Annotated in this window: 17 protein-coding genes and 2 pseudogenes; 18 read left to right on the top strand and 1 reads right to left on the bottom strand. The window is 41.1% G+C overall.

The window, feature by feature from the left end:
- Window positions 1-44 precede the first annotated feature (44 nt).
- On the bottom strand, window positions 45-1,001 hold the full coding sequence (locus SPPN_RS06220; RefSeq protein WP_000531569.1) for a hypothetical protein: 957 nt from the start codon (window positions 999-1,001) through the stop codon (window positions 45-47).
- Between the two features lie 648 nt (window positions 1,002-1,649).
- On the opposite strand from SPPN_RS06220, the gene SPPN_RS06215 reads away from it, so the two are divergent.
- The 18 genes and pseudogenes from SPPN_RS06215 (at window position 1,650) to SPPN_RS06130 (ending at window position 18,697) form a co-directional block, all read left to right on the top strand.
- Complete coding sequence (locus tag SPPN_RS06215; protein WP_000186950.1) at window positions 1,650-2,108, top strand: DUF4231 domain-containing protein; 459 nt, start codon at window positions 1,650-1,652, stop codon at window positions 2,106-2,108.
- Between the two features lie 12 nt (window positions 2,109-2,120).
- Window positions 2,121-2,730 (top strand): annotated as a pseudogene (locus SPPN_RS06210) (hypothetical protein).
- Window positions 2,723-3,133 carry a hypothetical protein gene (locus SPPN_RS06205; protein WP_000595752.1) on the top strand — a complete coding sequence of 137 codons (411 nt, stop codon included), beginning with the start codon at window positions 2,723-2,725 and terminating at the stop codon, window positions 3,131-3,133. The pseudogene SPPN_RS06210 and the gene SPPN_RS06205 overlap by 8 nt, the downstream one beginning before the upstream one ends.
- 10 nt (window positions 3,134-3,143) lie before the next feature.
- Window positions 3,144-4,559, top strand: coding sequence for a cholesterol-dependent cytolysin pneumolysin (gene ply, locus SPPN_RS06200; protein WP_014017272.1), 1,416 nt, complete (start codon window positions 3,144-3,146; stop codon window positions 4,557-4,559).
- A gap of 9 nt (window positions 4,560-4,568) precedes the next feature.
- A complete protein-coding gene (locus SPPN_RS06195; RefSeq protein WP_000458340.1) occupies window positions 4,569-5,315 on the top strand; it encodes a peptidoglycan recognition protein family protein in 747 nt (248 codons plus the stop codon).
- A gap of 19 nt (window positions 5,316-5,334) precedes the next feature.
- Window positions 5,335-5,731, top strand: a pseudogene (locus SPPN_RS14460) (YSIRK-type signal peptide-containing protein); the annotation flags it as partial.
- A 54-nt stretch (window positions 5,732-5,785) separates the two neighbouring features.
- Window positions 5,786-8,293, top strand: a complete 2,508-nt coding sequence (locus SPPN_RS06185) for a DUF1542 domain-containing protein (protein ID WP_148255718.1) — start codon at window positions 5,786-5,788, stop codon at window positions 8,291-8,293.
- Window positions 8,294-8,503: 210 nt separating this feature from the next.
- A complete protein-coding gene (dprA, locus tag SPPN_RS06180) occupies window positions 8,504-9,352 on the top strand; it encodes a DNA-processing protein DprA (protein WP_000705319.1) in 849 nt (282 codons plus the stop codon).
- A 595-nt stretch (window positions 9,353-9,947) separates the two neighbouring features.
- A complete protein-coding gene (locus tag SPPN_RS13935) occupies window positions 9,948-10,100 on the top strand; it encodes a hypothetical protein (RefSeq protein ID WP_014017269.1) in 153 nt (50 codons plus the stop codon).
- 68 nt (window positions 10,101-10,168) lie between these two features.
- Complete coding sequence (locus tag SPPN_RS06170; RefSeq protein ID WP_014017268.1) at window positions 10,169-11,212, top strand: TIGR00341 family protein; 1,044 nt, start codon at window positions 10,169-10,171, stop codon at window positions 11,210-11,212.
- 165 nt (window positions 11,213-11,377) lie between these two features.
- Entirely contained in the window at window positions 11,378-13,465 is a 2,088-nt protein-coding gene (gene topA, locus SPPN_RS06165) for a type I DNA topoisomerase (protein ID WP_000179654.1), read from the top strand.
- A gap of 97 nt (window positions 13,466-13,562) precedes the next feature.
- Entirely contained in the window at window positions 13,563-13,709 is a 147-nt protein-coding gene (locus tag SPPN_RS13930; protein ID WP_000693333.1) for a hypothetical protein, read from the top strand.
- Between the two features lie 12 nt (window positions 13,710-13,721).
- Entirely contained in the window at window positions 13,722-14,081 is a 360-nt protein-coding gene (locus tag SPPN_RS06155) for a YbaN family protein (protein WP_001237210.1), read from the top strand.
- Window positions 14,082-14,174: 93 nt separating this feature from the next.
- Window positions 14,175-14,807, top strand: a complete 633-nt coding sequence (locus SPPN_RS06150; RefSeq protein WP_000262412.1) for a copper homeostasis protein CutC — start codon at window positions 14,175-14,177, stop codon at window positions 14,805-14,807.
- A gap of 42 nt (window positions 14,808-14,849) precedes the next feature.
- Window positions 14,850-15,506, top strand: a complete 657-nt coding sequence (locus SPPN_RS06145) for an MmcQ/YjbR family DNA-binding protein (RefSeq protein ID WP_000461556.1) — start codon at window positions 14,850-14,852, stop codon at window positions 15,504-15,506.
- A gap of 313 nt (window positions 15,507-15,819) precedes the next feature.
- A complete protein-coding gene (locus SPPN_RS06140) occupies window positions 15,820-17,382 on the top strand; it encodes a 2-isopropylmalate synthase (RefSeq protein ID WP_001261084.1) in 1,563 nt (520 codons plus the stop codon).
- An 11-nt stretch (window positions 17,383-17,393) separates the two neighbouring features.
- Window positions 17,394-18,431, top strand: coding sequence for a 3-isopropylmalate dehydrogenase (gene leuB / locus SPPN_RS06135; protein WP_000162520.1), 1,038 nt, complete (start codon window positions 17,394-17,396; stop codon window positions 18,429-18,431).
- Window positions 18,428-18,697 carry a DUF1294 domain-containing protein gene (locus tag SPPN_RS06130; protein WP_000762420.1) on the top strand — a complete coding sequence of 90 codons (270 nt, stop codon included), beginning with the start codon at window positions 18,428-18,430 and terminating at the stop codon, window positions 18,695-18,697. The genes leuB and SPPN_RS06130 overlap by 4 nt, the downstream gene beginning before the upstream one ends.
- Window positions 18,698-18,700: the final 3 nt, after the last annotated feature.

Here is an 18,700-nt window from a genome sequence, read left to right as displayed (position 1 = left end):
TTCGTTATTGGACGGTTACAATTGAGTGTTATCTAGCTTCTGGCTCATTTATTTGTTGATTTAGCCCCATCCCTATCCAGCGGATATGTCGGTGTAATGGAATCCCTAGACAGAGGCGAAACTAAGTCCTTATTTAGTACTCGATCTGTTCCTTGTTGAACATAAGCCACGATAAGACGTAGCGGTTTATCGCCTATGGATTGCTTTTTATACTGAGTCGGATATAATACTGATGTTCCATCTGCTCCTACTAGCCCCCATGCAACGATGTCATAACCTTCTGCTGAGGTTTCAATTCCACCAAAATTTTCATTATGTCCACCTTGAACCAAGTACATTTTCAATTGAGAGCCTTGCGGAATATTAGAACTAGAGAATCCATTTGGTGGAGTAGGAATTTTCCCCTTAACTATAGGTTTTTCTCCTGCTTTTCCCTCTACATCTTGTTGAGCAGTCTTTCCTGGATTTAGTGGAGATTCATCAAATTCTGGTTTTGGTAGTTGATACAGAACCTCTTGAATCTTACTAGACACGTGACCGCTTCCTTCAGTTACTGTTAAGGTTGTATTGTATAGCCCATAGAGATTTTTAGGAGACTGACCGGTAATAGTTAAAACAGCTCGTTTTCCATTACTATCAATTCTTGTTTTGATTGTAGCCCAAGTTTTACCGTCCTTACCCACCGTTGGGAACCCTGATAAAGAAATATTTCTAATAGTTCCAGTTTCTACAGTAGCAATATATTTTAAAGGTATCTCGTTTAAGTTTTGACCGTTATATAAATTACGAGTGTCTCTTTCTCTTCCTGAATCATCCCTAGATCTTTTTTCGTTCCCGGTACTTCCTGTAGCAAACCCATAAACAAGACCGGAAACACTTCTACGATTCCTGGTTCCTCCAGTTTCCTCTGCATCTTTCTTTAGATGAGCAGCCTTTTTATACTCCTCAAGTGCAGCATTAAAGACCTCCTGATTGACAAGCCCATTTTCTGATTGCCCCAATGCTTCGTTGAATTTATCATAGGCTTCCTTGAGTTTTTGGACTTGTTCTGGATTTTCAGTGCTGGTCTTCAGTTCTTGGAGGAGATGATGGATTTTGTCCGATAGAGGATAGCTTCCTCTACCTAAATAGGAGATTTTAACTTTGATTTAACAGAGATAGAATCATAATAAGAATGATACAGCAAACTGAAGCTAGAATAGTAGACCTTGTTTTTTAAAATATTGTTAAAAATTAGTTTGAATTTCTCAACTAATTTTATTCAGTTACTACTTTATTATGCTATAAAAAATCAAACGCTCCCTTCTCATGATGGCAAAAACCAGCATGTAATAAAAAATTAATAATTCTGACATTTAAAGATAAATAGCTTGCAATCATTGATAAAATCAGCTACCATAAGTAAGTAAGTAAGTAAGTAAGTAAGTAAGTAAGTAAGTAAGTAAGTAAGTAAGTTTTTTTATCCCGATTATGATATAATAATTAAGATAGAGAGACTGTGCTAGTGGGAGAAACGATATTTTCCGCTAGATGTAAACATAAGACTTCCTTTCCTAAAAAACATGACAAAATGATTAATAATTGCTAAACCTACTAGACAGTTATCCTAGTTTTTTGAATAGAATGAATAGATAAAAGGGGTTACGAATATGACGCCAGAAGAAATGTACCTGACAGATCGATTGGATGTACAGATAGCTCATTTTTTAAAGAAAAGCGTTCAACATCGTAGACGCTATAAGGTATTAAAAATAACAGAAATCGTGGCAGGTTTTCTCATAGCTGTTTTTTGTGCTATTCCTATGCCAGGTGATCGCTACCGTTTGATTTCGGTTGCTTTGTCCAGTCTAGGCTTGCTGTGTGAGGGGATTCTCAATTTGTATAATGCCAAAGAACACTGGATTTCTTACCAAAAGACTGCGCAACTCCTGGAGAGAGAAAAATTCCTCTATCAATGTCAAACGGAGAAATATGCAGGAAAAACCAAGGCTTTTGCCCTATTTGTCAAGACATGCGAAGGTATTATCTCAGAGGAAATCAACCAGTGGGAAAGTAGCCAGTCAAAAGAAGTGGCAGCTAGTGCAGATGCTCCAGAGAAAAAAGAGTAGGAGGTGGAGGAAATGTATCAATCCAGCTACCTATTGCCCTTGCTCTGGTTGAAAAAAGAAGTCGACAAGGAAAAGATGAGCGCAACTCAGTGCCAGATATTTTTCTTTTACTATCAAATGTTTGAACTCTTATTTGCTAGAGAAAGCGACTTGAGAGACTTATGTCTGGGAAGGCAAGGTTTTTATTTCTCGCAGTTAGAGAAAGATTTGCTTTCTGGAGTTTCCCAATTTCTAAAAAACTTGGAGGGAAAAGGGACTCTCAAGGCTAACCAAGAAGTATCAGCTCGCAAAGCCCTTTTTCTAGCCTTGACAACTAGCCAGTCAGATTGGCAAGAGTTAGCTCCTGTTTTTGATTTTTATCAGGCTGTCGGGAGACTTGAACATCCTTCTCTCTTGAGTTCTCAGGACAGACAAGATCTGATGTGGATTTACCAGTCAGCTTTGGAGAAGGATTATAGTGTCAAGGTAATTGGCGACAAGCATTTTGTATTGAAGAGACAAGATGCTACTAAATTGACAGGGCGCCAAACTCAAACTTTGGAAATTCTGAGCCAATCAGAAGACTTGGTCAATCCTGTCTATGTTACATTAGGAGAAAAAGGGGGTGCTCTTGCTTGATTAAGAGAGGAGATGTTGTAGCTCTTTATTTGCCTTTTCCAAGTATTAGTAGCGATTTGGCTGTGAAGAATCATATGTATATCTGTATTGACAACAGCACGACTAAAAACAAAGAGTTGGTTAAAAATCAGACCTTCAAACCAGCTCTCTTGACCAGACGTTTGGTCAAGAACTTTATGATAGAAGAGCCGGATCTAGCTCGTAATCCTTTTACAAGACCAACCTTGATTGACTTAGATAAGGTATTTATGTTGGATAATACGGTCATTCCGACTTCTTATCTAGCCAGACGGCGACGCAATGTCTCAGAAGAATTGTACGAGGAAATTTTGGATCACTTAGTCCAACCACGGCTGATTTCGCTGAACAAGTCTGAGTTTATGCAACTCAATCCAGGAACTTATTAGGAGGTAGAAGATGACAAATAAAGCAGTAAATGACTTTATACTAGCTATGGATTATGATAAAAAGAAACTCTTGACCCATCAGGGAGAGAGTATTGAAAATCGTTTCATCAAAGAGGGGAATCAGTTACCCGATGAGTTTGTTGTTATCGAAAGAAAGAAGCGGAGCCTGTCGACAAACACAAGTGATATTTCCGTGACGGCTACCAATGATAGTCGCCTCTATCCTGGAGCGCTTCTCGTAGTGGATGAGACCTTGTTAGAGAATAATCCCACTCTTCTTGCGGTCGATCGTGCTCCGATGACTTATAGTATTGATTTGCCTGGTTTGGCAAGTAGTGATAGCTTTCTCCAAGTGGAAGATCCCAGCAATTCAAGTGTTCGCGGAGCGGTAAACGATTTGTTGGTCAAGTGGCATCAAGATTATGGTCAGGTCAATAATGTCCCAGCTAGAATGCAGTATGAAAAAATCACGGCTCACAGCATGGAACAACTCAAGGTCAAGTTTGGTTCTGACTTTGAAAAGACAGGGAATTCTCTTGATATTGATTTTAATTCTGTCCATTCGGGCGAAAAGCAGATTCAGATTGTCAATTTTAAGCAGATTTATTATACAGTCAGCGTAGATGCTGTTAAAAATCCAGGAGATGTGTTTCAAGATACTGTAACGGTAGAGGATTTGAGGCAGAGAGGAATTTCTGCCGATCGTCCTTTGGTCTATATTTCGAGTGTTGCTTATGGGCGTCAGGTTTATCTCAAGTTGGAAACCACGAGTAAGAGTGATGAAGTCGAGGCTGCTTTTGAAGCTTTGATAAAAGGAGTCAAGGTAGCTCCTCAGACAGAGTGGAAGCAGATTTTGGACAATACAGAAGTGAAGGCGGTTATTTTAGGAGGGGACCCGAGTTCGGGTGCCCGAGTTGTAACAGGCAAGGTGGATATGGTAGAGGACTTGATTCAAGAAGGCAGTCGCTTTACAGCCGATCATCCAGGTTTGCCGATTTCTTATACAACTTCTTTTTTACGGGACAATGTAGTTGCGACCTTTCAAAACAGTACAGACTATGTTGAGACTAAGGTGACAGCTTACAGAAACGGAGATTTACTCTTGGATCATAGTGGTGCCTATGTTGCCCAATATTACATTACTTGGGATGAATTATCCTATGATTATCAAGGTAAAGAAGTCTTGACTCCTAAGACTTGGGACAGAAATGGGCAGGATTTGACGGCTCATTTTACCACTAGTATTCCTTTAAAAGGGAATGTTCGCAATCTCTCTATCAAAATTAGGGAGTGTACCGGACTTGCCTGGGAATGGTGGCGTACGGTTTATGAAAAAACCGATTTGCCACTAGTGCGTAAGCGGACGATTTCTATTTGGGGAACGACTCTTTATCCTCAGGTAGAAGATAAGGTAGAAAATGACTAGGAGGGGAGAATGTTTGCGACAAAAAGAGTGAATGGTGATTTGTTTTCAGGACTGATCACAGATGTAGATGAGGAAATCATGAATAGCGATCAGAATCGTCTTGATATTGACACTATTGTCATTCACCACAATGGAGGGTTGAGTGATGAAGGGGCTAGAAGTACTTGGTATGTCTCCACAGGGCAGGGCACATCTGCTCACTACCAGGTGACTCCTGATAAGATATGGGGATGTGTTGGTGAAGAAAGTGTCGCCTATCATGCTGGTGACTATGAGGTCAATCGGCGTTCGATTGGTATTGAACACTTAAATAACCGTGGAGAACCTGACTGGACTATTGCAGAGGAAACCTACTGGAACTCAGCACGTTTGATTGCAGATATTTGTGATCGTTATAATTTGCCAATCAATCGTGAGACCATCCATCCTCACCAGGAATTTACTGCTACAGATTGCCCTGGGGGGATTGATCTAAATCGACTCATCCAGATGGCGGCTGAGATTCATGCTGGCGATAGTTTCCAAGTCTCAAAAGAGGAACAGCCTCGAGATGGGAATGGAGAGTATCTAGTGCGTGTGGTAGATGATGATCTCTACATCCGAACAGGCCCAGGTCTGGCTTATCCTGACCAAGGTTTTTGTCCTCTTGGGACTTTTACCATCATGCAGGTAGAAGAAGCAGATGGCTATACTTGGGGCTTGTTGAAGTCGGGTAGGGGCTGGATCGCACTAGACTATACAGAAGAAATCAAATAGAAAAAGGAAGGAAGAATGAATGAAACTAAAAAGTAAAGAAGAGCGCAAAGGGGAAAAGGTTTTTCGTTACTCAATAAGGAAGTACCACTTTGGTGCTGCCAGCGTTGCCGTTGCTGCGCTGATGTTTTTTGCCAACGGGACAGTACAGGCACAAACACCTGACATTTCTCCAGCGACAGAAAGCGGAACGACTAGAACCAGCGCCCTTGTAAGCGATTCCTCGGGGGGGGGTATCTGAAGAGCTAAGTGAAGAAAGTTCTGTCACAGACCCCAGTCGCCTAGAGCGTTCTGGTCAAGGTAATCAAAAGCCTCAAGAGACATCTAATGAAAACCAATCTCTGACAAACGCTAGCGAGAAAGGCAAGGAAGAAAAGCCAGCAGAGGCAAACCGTCCTACTGTAGATAAGTCGCTAGCCCAGTCTGCACAATCCAAGCTACAAGCCTTGCTTGCCAATCTGACACTGGACTCTATGAAAGAACTTCACGCTCGTGTAGAAGCAGGTCTAGCACAAGCTAAAGCTGTCCTTGAAAATCCACAGGTTAGTCAAGAGGAGGTCAATGCCCAGACTCAAGCCATGAGGGAGCTGACTGAGGAAGTCAACAAGGCTTTGGCTGGTGGAGTCACTTCTCCAGCTGAGCTGGGAGAAGGAAGGAGTGCGACTCTGAGTGAACCGAGCCCGGCTCCTAGACGGGGGCGACGTGGTAGGGGATCGCTAACCTCTCCTGCAGCACCAGTGTCAACAGAAAACCAAGAAAAGGAGGAGACAGCGGAGGAGGCTACAGACTACACAAATGGGTCAGGTAGTTATCCTCTATCAGAAAACATCCATAAACTCCTCCAAGAGCTGAAGACCAGTACTGAAAATCCAGAACAAGTCCAAAAACTGAAAGAAGCATACGATAAACTAAATGAAGCACTTCAGACAAAGGAAGATGGGTTTGTTGACCAGGAGGTCTTTAATGCTGCTCTTGAGGAGTATAAAAAAGCTAGTCACCTGAAAAAAGATGCAGAGGAAACTGGAAAAACTAGGGGTCGAAGAAGTGTTTCTGGACTTGTCTATGGGCTGGCTACTGGAGGTCCAGGGAGAGAGAGAAGATCGACGAATTCGAACGGCAATGAAAAAGATAATGTAGCACTATTGAATGGTTCTGATCTGAACGACGTACCGTTGAAATTTATTGCTACTGTATCAACTGGAGGAATTCGCGAGTTTACATTAACAGGCTTTCCGGATACTGTTGGAGGTAAGAAATGGGCGACCATCACTACAACTTATTCTAATGATAGAAAAAGAGCCTTGATAACGGTTAAGGGTAAAACACCAAAAAATATATACGGACTATACAATGTAAACGTAGCTGTAACCTTAAATAGTGGACATGTAGAGAGTAAGAACCAGGAAGTTAGGTACCAACTTCCACAAGCGGAATTTGACTTATCTCCATTAGGGAATGGGCATACAGCTCAGCAAGATGTGGAGGGTAAAGCCAAAGCCAAGGGGAACGACAGGCCTTTACTTCAAACAAAAATTCCTTTGCCACCAAATGGGAGCATAACTTCAGCTAATATTCCTAATAATGGTCAGCTGAGAGTCTTCTTGGTTCGAGGTGGAAGAAATGAAAAATTTGGCGATGTAGCAACTAATGCAGAGGGTTATGACATTGTTGCGTGGGGGATAGTTGGAGGAAACGGAACGGCACCAATCTATCCAACTCAATATCTAAAAGAATCTATAGGTGATCAACCCTTGCGCTTGGTTACTGCTTATGTTCAGCAAAATACAAATAATATAAGCAGCAGTGACTTTATTTCACCTCTTTCTAACGATTCTATCAGGCCGACGAATCCGGTGGATAGGGATGGAGCGATTACCTCTCTGGAAAGTACAGCGAATACGAAGAAAGCGTCATTTGACACGGTTCAGCACTTAACAACAGAAGAGAAGAAAGCGGCGATTAAGAAGGTTGAAGACGCCTTGGCAGAAGCGAAACGCAAGGTCAATGAAGCGACTGACCAAGCAGGCGTTGAGAGAGCTAAGCAGGCTGGAGAATCAGCGATTAACCAAATTACCGCCACAGCGACGACCAACAGCAACGCGATTACCTCTCTGGAAAGTACAGCGAATACGAAGAAAGCGTCATTTGACACGGTTCAGCACTTAACAACAGAAGAGAAGAAAGCGGCGATTAAGAAGGTTGAAGACGCCTTGGCAGAAGCGAAACGCAAGGTCAATGAAGCGACTGACCAAGCAGGCGTTGAGAGAGCTAAGCAGGCTGGACTCGATGCCATCAACAACATCAATCCAACCGCTACAAGAAATCGCAGAACTCCTCCGCGCCGTGCTCGTAGAAGTGTAGGATTTGTAGGAAATTCCCAAACAGGTACAAATCCATCGATTGTGGACAAGTCAGAACTTCAGTCTCTAGTAGAGGATCTGGAACGTCGCCTGCAAGATATAGAAGGTCTATCCCCTGAGGTACTTGAGGAAGCACAGCGTATCTTGAGAGAGGCGCAAGCAGCTCTTGCTAATGACTCCTTGACAGCTCAAGAATTGGCGGAACTCCTTGCCAAAGTTAGACAGGCTCTTAATTCTATACAAGCTGGTACATCAGTTGATAAGAGTCAGTCTGCGTCAAACTTAAATAAAGAAGCAGAAAGTGCCAAGGGAGCTAAAAATGAGACAGAAGTCCCTCTATATGGTGTCTTAGGAGCTGCAGTTCTTTCTCTTCTAGGAGCTCTCCTCTTTGCAGTAGTTCGTAAAAAATCCTCTCAACTAGATAAGCTTTCAAGAGAATTGCACCAGCTTGTAGTTGAGCTAGAGGCTAGCGACAAGGATAAAAAAGTTCTAAACAAGGCTAAGAAATTAGCTGATGAAGCACGACTCTTTGTAGATAGCCATCAAAAAGATTCTCAAAAAGAAGCAGAACTAATTTCTAAAATCAAGACTGTTCTCAGTCAACTCAAAGAAGAAGTCTAGTTTTGAAGAAAACACTACTTTCAGGAACTGAGTGAGTAGGTTTGTAGCTATGATGAGGAAATAAGAAATCTCCAGATTAGGAACCATCAGTGAGTTCTCTAGTCTGGAGATTTTTCAATATAATTCGTTATTGGACGGTTACGATGTTTTTTGATTTTTTTGATTTTTTTACGAATAAATAGATGAGTAGAAAAAGAAATGGAGATATTTATGAAAATCACAAACTATGAAATCTATAAGTTGAAAAAATCAGGTTTGACCAATCAACAGGTTTTGAAGGTCCTAGAATATGGCGAAAATTTCGATCAAGAACTGTTGTTAGGTGATATTGCAGATATATCAGGTTGCCGTAATCCAGCCGTTTTTATGGAACGTTATTTTCAGATAGACGATGCGCATTTGGAGAAGGAGTTTCAAAAATTTCCATCTTTCTCTATTTTAGACGACTGTTATCCTTGGGATTTGAGTGAAATATACGATGCGCCTGTACTTTTATTTTACAAGGGAAATCTTGACCTCTTGAAATTCCCGAAGGTAGCGGTTGTGGGTAGTCGTGCTTGTAGCAAACAGGGAGCTAAGTCAGTTGAAAAAGTCATTCAGGGCTTGGAAAATGAACTAGTTATCGTCAGTGGATTAGCCAAGGGGATTGACACAGCAGCTCATATGGCAGCTCTTCAGAATGGCGGAAAAACCATTGCAGTGATTGGGACAGGACTGGATGTGTTTTATCCTAAAGCCAATAAACGCTTGCAAGACTACATCGGCAATGACCATCTGGTTCTTAGTGAATATGGACCTGGCGAACAACCTCTGAAATTTCATTTTCCTGCCCGTAATCGCATCATTGCTGGACTTTGTCGTGGCGTGATTGTAGCAGAGGCCAAGATGCGCTCAGGTAGTCTTATTACCTGTGAGAGAGCAATGGAAGGAGGGCGTGATGTTTTTGCTATTCCTGGTAGCATTTTAGATGGACTATCAGACGGTTGCCATCATTTGATCCAAGAAGGAGCAAAATTGGTCACAAGTGGGAAGGATGTTCTTGCGGAATTTGAATTTTAAAAATGACCTAAGCTAGAATTCTGAGAAAAAATCAATTTTTAATAAAAAATGAAGTAAATCTTCCCACAATAAAACGCATAGTATCAGGTGTTTCACACCTGATATTATGCGTTTTTTCTAAGTTGAGAAGTAGAGTAGAGGATTTTTCTCATAGGAAGGAAAGTAATTTAGTGTAATTGAGAAAGGAGAGTTGCTTGCGACTAATCTTGGTCAGCTTACTGTCAAGAGGGCTTATCATCTAAAATCTTGTCAGTGAGGAAAAATAAATTCTTCAAGAGTAGAGGTTGTAAGCGGTTTGTTAAGAAAGAATTCAAAGACCTTGACAGATAAAAATAAAATGGTTATTATAAAAAATGGTCTGAAAGTTATGATGACACTCTTGGAAAATCTTTTTAAATCAGCTCAGCTTTGCCTTGCTGTGTTTCGAGCAGGCTACGGTGAGTTTCCGAGTTTGATTTTCATTTACTAGAAATGAAGCTGATGAGAGATAGCAGTAGACATTTGCGTCAGGATATTATGGAAAATGATAAAAAGACCTCATGAGATTGGCATATCAGACTACTAAAGCATTGAGTTTGTTAGGATTTTATACTCAATGAAAATCAAAGAGCAAACTAGGAAGCTAGCCGCAGGTTGCTCAAATCACTGCTTTGAGGTTGTAGATAAGACTGACGAAGTCAGCTCAAAACACTGTTTTGAGGTTGCAGATAGAACTGACGAAGTCAGTAACATCTATACGGCAAGGTGAAGCTGACGTGGTTTGAAGAGATTTTCGAAGAGTATTGGCGACTAGTTAGCTAGGAAAGGAAGATATTTGTGACAAATAATAAACTGTATTCGTTGGTAGAATTTAGAAATAAAATATACGAAGAATTAGAACTCTCCAGAAGTGATTTAGTGATTTTGCTATGTGCCATGCTTATCGCCTCTATCGGATTAAATATGGATTCGACTCCCGTGATTATTGGAGCCATGTTAATCTCTCCTTTGATGACACCTATTCTGGGAGTGGGGCTCTCTCTAGCTATATTTGATTTTAAATTGTTAAGAAAATCTTTTAAAATATTAGCTATTCAAATACTTGCCAGTTTAATAGCTTCAACACTTTATTTTTATCTCTCTCCCATTTCGTATGCTAGTTCGGAGATTGTTGCTAGAACCTCTCCGACTATTTGGGATGTTCTCATTGCTTTTGTAGGAGGGATAGCAGGTATTATTGGTGCTAGGAAAAAAGAGACCAATAATATTGTCCCTGGTGTCGCTATTGCAACCGCCTTGATGCCTCCTCTTTGTACGGTAGGTTATGCTATTGCTTCTGCTAATCTAAAATTTATCATAGGCTCCTCTTACCTATTCCTCATCAATTGTAGTTTTATTGTCATTGCGACTTATATAGGTGTTAGGTTGATGATGGTTAAGAAGCACTATTTTAGAGATAATGAAGAAGACTCTAAAATGCGCAGGATTTTGCTTCTAGTTGCTGTTTTGCTGATGATTCCGAGTTTCATCTCTGCAACGACTTTAGTCAGAGAAACGTTGAAAAAAGAGTCCCTTAATAAATTTATATCAGAGCAGTTTCAGGGGCATAATATTTTGAAAAAAACCTATTCTAAAAAGAATCATACCCTAAAGCTAACCATTTCAGGAAATTATTTAACAGAAGAGGAGCTTGATATGATTTCCAGTAAGAGGGGGGACTATGGTTTAAGTGATGTTTCTGTTCAAGTTTCACAATTGTCTGATTCAGAACAACTTAGCAAGGAAGAACTGGTAGAATATTTCTTCCAGTATATCAAGGATAAGGAAGCAAAAGAAAAGGAAAAAGCCAAGAAATTTGATACAGAGTCTGAGGATCAATAATTTCTTGAGAATAGCTGGTTTTTCTCGTGAGTCTTCTATGTATATCAAAGGAAGATGCGGTCTTAAGCATAAAACTTTTCTTCTATTATAGTAGCTAAGTCTTGACAGTTATGGCAAAATGGTTTACACTTTATAAAGTTTATTACTTTGAAAAGGTGTGATACTGTGGCTACGGCAACAAAAAAGAAAAAATCAACAGTTAAAAAAAATCTAGTAATCGTGGAGTCACCTGCTAAGGCCAAGACGATTGAAAAATACCTAGGCAGAAACTACAAGGTTTTAGCCAGTGTCGGGCATATCCGTGATTTGAAGAAATCCAGTATGTCAGTCGATATTGAAAATAATTACGAACCACAATATATCAATATCCGAGGAAAAGGTCCTCTTATCAATGACTTGAAAAAAGAAGCCAAAAAAGCTAATAAAGTCTTTCTCGCAAGTGACCCGGACCGTGAAGGAGAAGCGATTTCTTGGCATTTGGCCCACATTCTCAACTTGGATGAAAATGATGCCAACCGTGTGGTCTTCAATGAAATCACCAAGGATGCGGTCAAAAATGCTTTTAAAGAACCTCGCAAGATTGATATGGACTTGGTCGATGCTCAACAGGCACGCCGTGTTTTGGACCGCTTGGTAGGCTATTCGATTTCGCCTATTTTGTGGAAAAAGGTCAAGAAGGGCTTGTCAGCAGGTCGCGTACAGTCCATTGCCCTTAAACTCATCATTGACCGTGAAAATGAAATCAATGCTTTTCAGCCAGAAGAATACTGGACAATTGATGCTATCTTTAAAAAGGGAACCAAGCAATTTCAGGCTTCCTTCTATGGAGTGGATGGTAAAAAGCTGAAACTGACTAGCAATGATGAGGTTAAGGAAGTCTTGTCTCGTCTGACCAGTAAAGATTTTTCAGTAGATCAGGTGGATAAGAAAGAGCGCAAGCGAAATGCTCCTTTACCTTATACCACTTCATCAATGCAGATGGATGCTGCCAATAAAATCAATTTCCGTACTCGAAAGACCATGATGGTTGCTCAACAGCTCTATGAAGGGATCAATATCGGTTCTGGTGTTCAAGGTTTGATTACCTATATGCGTACCGATTCGACCCGTATCAGTCCTGTAGCGCAAAATGAAGCAGCAAGTTTCATTACGGACCGTTTTGGTAGCAAGTATTCTAAGCATGGTAGCAAGGTCAAAAATGCATCAGGTGCTCAGGATGCCCACGAGGCTATTCGCCCGTCTAGTGTCTTTAACACACCGGAAAGTATTGCTAAGTATCTGGATAAGGATCAGCTCAAGCTTTATACTCTTATTTGGAATCGTTTTGTAGCGAGTCAGATGACAGCTGCTGTCTTTGATACTATGGCCGTTAAATTGTCTCAAAATGGAGTTCAATTTGCTGCCAATGGTAGTCAGGTTAAGTTTGATGGTTATCTTGCCATTTATAATGATTCTGATAAGAATAAGATGTTACCAGATATGGCTGTTGGAGATGTGGTCAAACAGGTCAATAGCAAACCAGAGCAACATTTCACCCAACCGCCTGCTCGTTATTCTGAAGCGACACTGATCAAGACCTTGGAGGAAAATGGTGTTGGTCGTCCGTCAACCTACGCACCAACCATTGAAACCATTCAGAAACGTTATTATGTTCGCCTTGCAGCCAAACGATTTGAACCAACAGAGTTGGGAGAAATTGTTAACAAGCTCATCGTTGAATATTTCCCAGATATCGTAAACGTGACCTTTACAGCTGAAATGGAAGGCAAGCTGGATGACGTCGAAGTTGGAAAAGAGCAGTGGCAACGTGTCATTGATGCCTTTTACAAACCATTTTCTAAAGAAGTCGCCAAGGCTGAAGAAGAAATGGAAAAAATCCAGATTAAGGATGAAGCAGCTGGATTTGACTGTGAAGTGTGTGGCAGTCCAATGGTTATTAAACTTGGTCGTTTTGGTAAGTTCTACGCTTGTAGCAATTTCCCAGATTGCCGCCATACCCAAGCAATCGTGAAAGAAATCGGCGTAGAGTGTCCAAGTTGTCATCAGGGACAAATCATTGAACGTAAAACCAAACGTAATCGTCTCTTCTATGGTTGCAATCGCTATCCAGAATGTGAATTTACCTCTTGGGATAAGCCTGTTGGTCGTGACTGTCCAAAATGTGGCAACTTCCTCATGGAGAAAAAAGTCCGTGGTGGTGGCAAGCAGATTGTTTGTAGCAAGGGTGACTACGAAGAAGAAAAGATTAAATAAGAAGAGAGTCCTGAAAGTGAATTTCAGGCTCTTTTGGTTGGAACTTGACAAAATTCATCATTTTATGCGAAACTAGAAGAAGATTATTTTATACTCAATGAAAATCAAAGAGCAAACTAGGAAACTAGCCGCAGGTTGCTCAAAGTACTGCTTTGAGGTTGCAGATAAGACTGACGAAGTCAGGAACCATACCTACGGTAAGGCGACGTTGACGTTTTTCGAAGAGATTTTTGAAGAGTATTAATTAGGAGTAGTTATGCGTCTTATCTATCTGATAATTGGTTTTTTATCACTGGCTTTGGCTATTATTGGGGTTGTCTTGCCCTTGTTGCCGACAACGCCTTTCCTTTTGTTGTCTATTGCTTGTTTCTCCAGAAGTTCCAAACGTTTCGAAGACTGGCTTTATCATACCAAGCTCTATCAAACATATGTAGCTGATTTTCGGGAAACCAAGTCAATTGCGCGTGAACGTAAGAAAAAAATCATCGTATCCATCTACATCTTGATGGGAATTTCCATTTATTTTGCCCCTCTCTTACCAGTCAAAATCAGTCTGGGTGCTTTGACCATCTTTATCACCTATTATCTCTTTAAGGTTATTCCAGACAAAGAATAAGTAAAATTTGTAACTATTTCCCTTGATAAAATTGAAAGCATATTCACAATAATATGATATAATAAATTTAAAGTAATCTTCAAGGAGAATCAAATGGTTTACGAATTTTGTGCTGAAAATGTGACCTTGCTTGAAAAAGCTATGGAGGCTGGAGCTCGTCGAATCGAACTCTGTGATAATCTAGCAGTTGGTGGGACAACACCAAGCTATGGAGTAACTAAGGCAGCAGTTGAACTGGCAGCTAACTATGATACGACCATCATGACCATGATTCGCCCACGTGGTGGCGACTTTGTCTATAATGATATGGAAATTGCTATTATGCTAGAAGACATTCGCTTGACTGCTCAGGCTGGAAGTCAAGGAGTTGTATTTGGAGCTTTAACTGCTGACAAAAAGTTGGATAAACCTAATCTGGAGAAGTTGATAGCTGCGTCAAAAGGAATGGAAATTGTCTTTCATATGGCCTTTGATGAATTGAGCGAAGAAGACCAGTTAGAAGCTATTGACTGGCTCAGCCAAGCCGGTGTCACTCGTATCCTAACTCGCGCTGGTGTGTCTGGCGATTCACTAGACAAACGTTTTCCTCACTATCACAGAATTTTGGAACATGCTAAAGGTAAGATTGAAATTCTACCAGGTGGGGGGATTGACCTTGACAACCGTCAAACCTTTATCGACCAGCTAGGTGTGACACAACTACATGGTACTAAGGTTGTCTTTTAAAAAATAGAAAGGGACTGCTGCTTAGGGTAGCAGTTTTCACTTATGTTTGAAATTTTTAAATCCTATCAGTTTAATCACGAAAAGGCTAAAGCTTTTGGTTTTGTAGAAAATAGTGGAGTCTGGACCTATAGTTGCCAGATTTTGCAGGGTGACTTTGTCATGATTGTATCCATCACTGCTGATAATGTGAGTTTTCAAGTCTTTGACCAGGAAACGGGCGACCTCTATCCTCAAGTTCATATGGAAAGTATGACAGGAAGTTTTGTTGCAAGTGTCCGTGAGGCTTGTCTGGAGATTCTCTACCAGATTCGGAAGGCTTGTTTTGAGGTGCAAGATTTTATCTGTCCTCAGACTAAGCGAATCCTGACTCAAGTTCAGGAACAGTATGGAAACCAGTTGGAATATCTGTGGGAAAAATCACCTGATACGGCAGTCTTAAGACATGAAGGTAATCAAAAGTGGTATGCTGTCTTGATGAAAATCTCTTGGGATAAGCTGGAAAAGGGCAGAGAAGGACAGGTGGAAGCAGTCAACCTCAAACACGACCAAGTAGCAGACTTGCTTTCACAAAAGGGCATTTATCCAGCCTTTCATATGAACAAACGCTACTGGATTAGTGTGGCGCTTGATGATACTTTATCAGATAAAGAAGTACTAGAATTGATAGAAAAAAGTTGGAATTTAACTTCTAAAAAATGAAATATTTCAAGGATTTTCAATAACTTTCAATTAGCTAAATATTCTATACTGAAGAAATTTTCAGAAAATATTTGATTTTTTCTTGACAAGTGCTTTTGCCTGTGCTAAAATACTAAACAAGATATCAAACGAAGGAGAAAGTCAAACATGAAAACAGCTAAGTTTAATCAATTTGCTTTGTTGTTGAGGTACTCGGGCTAGTGCAAAAAGCATTAGTCCTGTTTGGCTTACCAAGCGGGAGTGAATCAACATCTCGCTTGGGTTTCTGAGCGAGATGTTTTTTTAAAATCACATTTGGAAAAGGGGAAATCTTATGCGAACAGTTGAATTTCTAGATACCAGTCTTCGGGATGGAGAGCAGACACCCGGTGTTAACTTTTCAATCAAGGAAAAAATTGCCATTGCAAGGCAACTGGAGAAATGGGGTATTTCAGCCATCGAAGCTGGTTTTCCGGCGGCGAGTCCAGACTCATTTACGGCAGTGCAGGAGATTGCTAAGGTCTTGAAGAAAACGGCGGTGACTGGTTTGGCACGTTCGGTCAAGTCTGATATTGATGCTTGTTACGAAGCCCTCAAGGATGCCAAATATCCACAGGTTCACGTCTTTATCGCTACCAGTCCCATTCATCGTAAGTATAAGCTCAATAAGAGCAAGGAAGAGATTTTGGAAGCTATTAAGGAGCATGTTTCTTATGCCCGTTCTAAGTTTGAAGTGGTCGAATTCTCTCCAGAGGATGCGACCAGAACAGAGTTGGATTTCCTCTTGCAAGTTGTTCAAACAGCGGTCGATGCAGGTGCAACTTATATCAATATCCCTGACACGGTAGGATTCACCACACCAGAGGAATACGGAGCTATCTTCAAACACTTGATTGAGAATGTCAATACAGATCGTCAGATTATCTATTCACCACACTGTCATGATGACCTCGGAATGGCAGTAGCTAATAGCCTTGCTGCCGTCAAGAATGGGGCAGGACGTGTTGAAGGAACTATCAACGGTATTGGGGAGAGAGCTGGAAATGCTGCCTTGGAAGAAATTGCAGTAGCCCTCAATATTCGCCAAGATTACTACCAAGCAGAAACCAGTATTGTCCTAAATGAGACAATCAATACGTCAGAAATGGTTTCTCGCTTCTCAGGAATTCCAGTTCCTAAAAACAAGGCTGTGGTTGGTGGTAATGCCTTTTCTCATGAATCTGGTATTCACCAAGATGGAGTTCTTAAAAATCCTCTCACTTATGAAATCATCACTCCTGAATTGGTCGGTGTCAAGAGTAACAGTCTTCCGCTTGGAAAATTGTCAGGTCGCCATGCCTTTATTGAGAAACTAAGAGAATTGGCCCTAGATTTTACAGAAGAGGACATCAAACCACTCTTTGCTAAGTTCAAGGCACTGGCAGACAAGAAGCAAGAAATCACAGATGCAGATATTCGAGCGCTGGTCGCTGGAACTATGATTGAAAACCCAGAAGGCTTCCATTTTGATGATTTACAACTGCAAACCCATGCAGATAATGACATTGAAGCGCTTGTTAGCCTGGCTAATATGGATGGTGAGAAAGTCGAATTTAATGCGACAGGACAAGGTTCTGTTGAGGCTATCTTCAACGCTATTGACAAATTCTTCAATCAATCCGTTCGCTTGGTGTCCTACACTATCGATGCGGTGACGGATGGAATCGATGCTCAAGCTCGGGTCTTGGTCACTGTTGAAAACAGAGATACAGAAACCATCTTTAACGCAGCAGGTCTTGATTTCGATGTGTTGAAGGCTTCGGCTATTGCCTACATCAATGCCAATACCTTTGTTCAAAAAGAGAATGCTGGTGAGATGGGACGTAGCGTTTCCTATCGCGATATGCCTAGTGTGTAAAGGAGAATACTATGACAAAGAAAATAGTAGCTCTAGCAGGGGATGGAATTGGCCCAGAAATCATGGAGGCTGGTTTAGAGGTTCTGGAAGCTCTAGCTGAAAAAACAGGTTTTGACTATGAGATTGATAGACGACCTTTTGGAGGTGCAGGTATCGATGCTGCAGGGCATCCCTTACCTGATGAAACCCTCAAGGCAAGTAGAGAAGCAGAGGCCATTCTCCTAGCAGCTATTGGTAGTCCCCAGTATGATAGTGCAACGGTTCGGCCTGAACAAGGCTTGCTAGCTCTCCGTAAGGAACTCAATCTTTACGCTAATATTCGCCCTGTAAAAATCTTTGACAGTCTCAAGCATTTGTCACCACTCAAACCGGAACGAATTGCTGGTGTAGACTTTGTCGTGGTGCGTGAGTTGACAGGTGGGATTTATTTTGGGGATCATATCCTTGAAGAGCGCAAAGCGCGTGATATTAACGACTATAGCTATGAGGAAGTAGAGCGGATTATTCGCAAGGCCTTTGAAATTGCAAGAAATCGCAGAAAAATCGTTACTAGTATCGATAAGCAAAATGTTCTAGCGACATCAAAACTCTGGCGGAAAGTAGCTGAGAAGGTATCACAGGATTTTCCAGATGTAACCTTGGAGCACCAGTTGGTGGACTCAGCTGCCATGCTCATGATTACCAATCCTGCTAAGTTTGATGTCATCGTGACAGAAAATCTTTTCGGAGATATTCTCTCTGATGAATCAAGCGTTCTATCTGGCACACTTGGAGTTATGCCATCAGCCAGTCATTCTGAAAATGGACCAAGTCTCTATGAACCTATTCACGGTTCAGCACCTGATATTGCTGGTCAAGGAATTGCCAATCCTATCTCCATGATTTTATCAGTGGCCATGATGTTGAGAGATAGTTTTGGACGTTATAAGGATGCGGAGTGTATCGAGCATGCTGTTGAGGCAAGTTTGGCAGCTGGTGTTTTAACAAGAGATATAGGTGGACAGGCTTCGACTAAGGAAATGACGGAAGCTATTATTGCAAGGTTATGAAGTTAGATGAAAAAATTACTCTTGCCCTCTTGATTTGGAATGTCATGATTTTCATCATTTATGGCATTGACAAATCCAAGGCGAGGAGAAGAGCTTGGCGCATTCCTGAGAAAATCTTACTTATTTTAGCCTTTACTTGTGGTGGTTTTGGTGCCTGGCTAGCAGGAATCATCTTTCACCACAAGACTCGAAAATGGTATTTTAAAACAGTTTGGTTTCTCGGGATGGTGTCCACACTAGTAGCCTTATATTTTATTTGGAGGTAATGG

The sequence above is a fragment of the Streptococcus pseudopneumoniae IS7493 genome (assembly GCF_000221985.1).
Taxonomy (GTDB): Bacteria; Bacillota; Bacilli; order Lactobacillales; family Streptococcaceae; genus Streptococcus; species Streptococcus pseudopneumoniae.
Note: the sequence above shows the minus strand (reverse complement) of the source record. Positions and strands in the feature narration are given on the sequence as shown.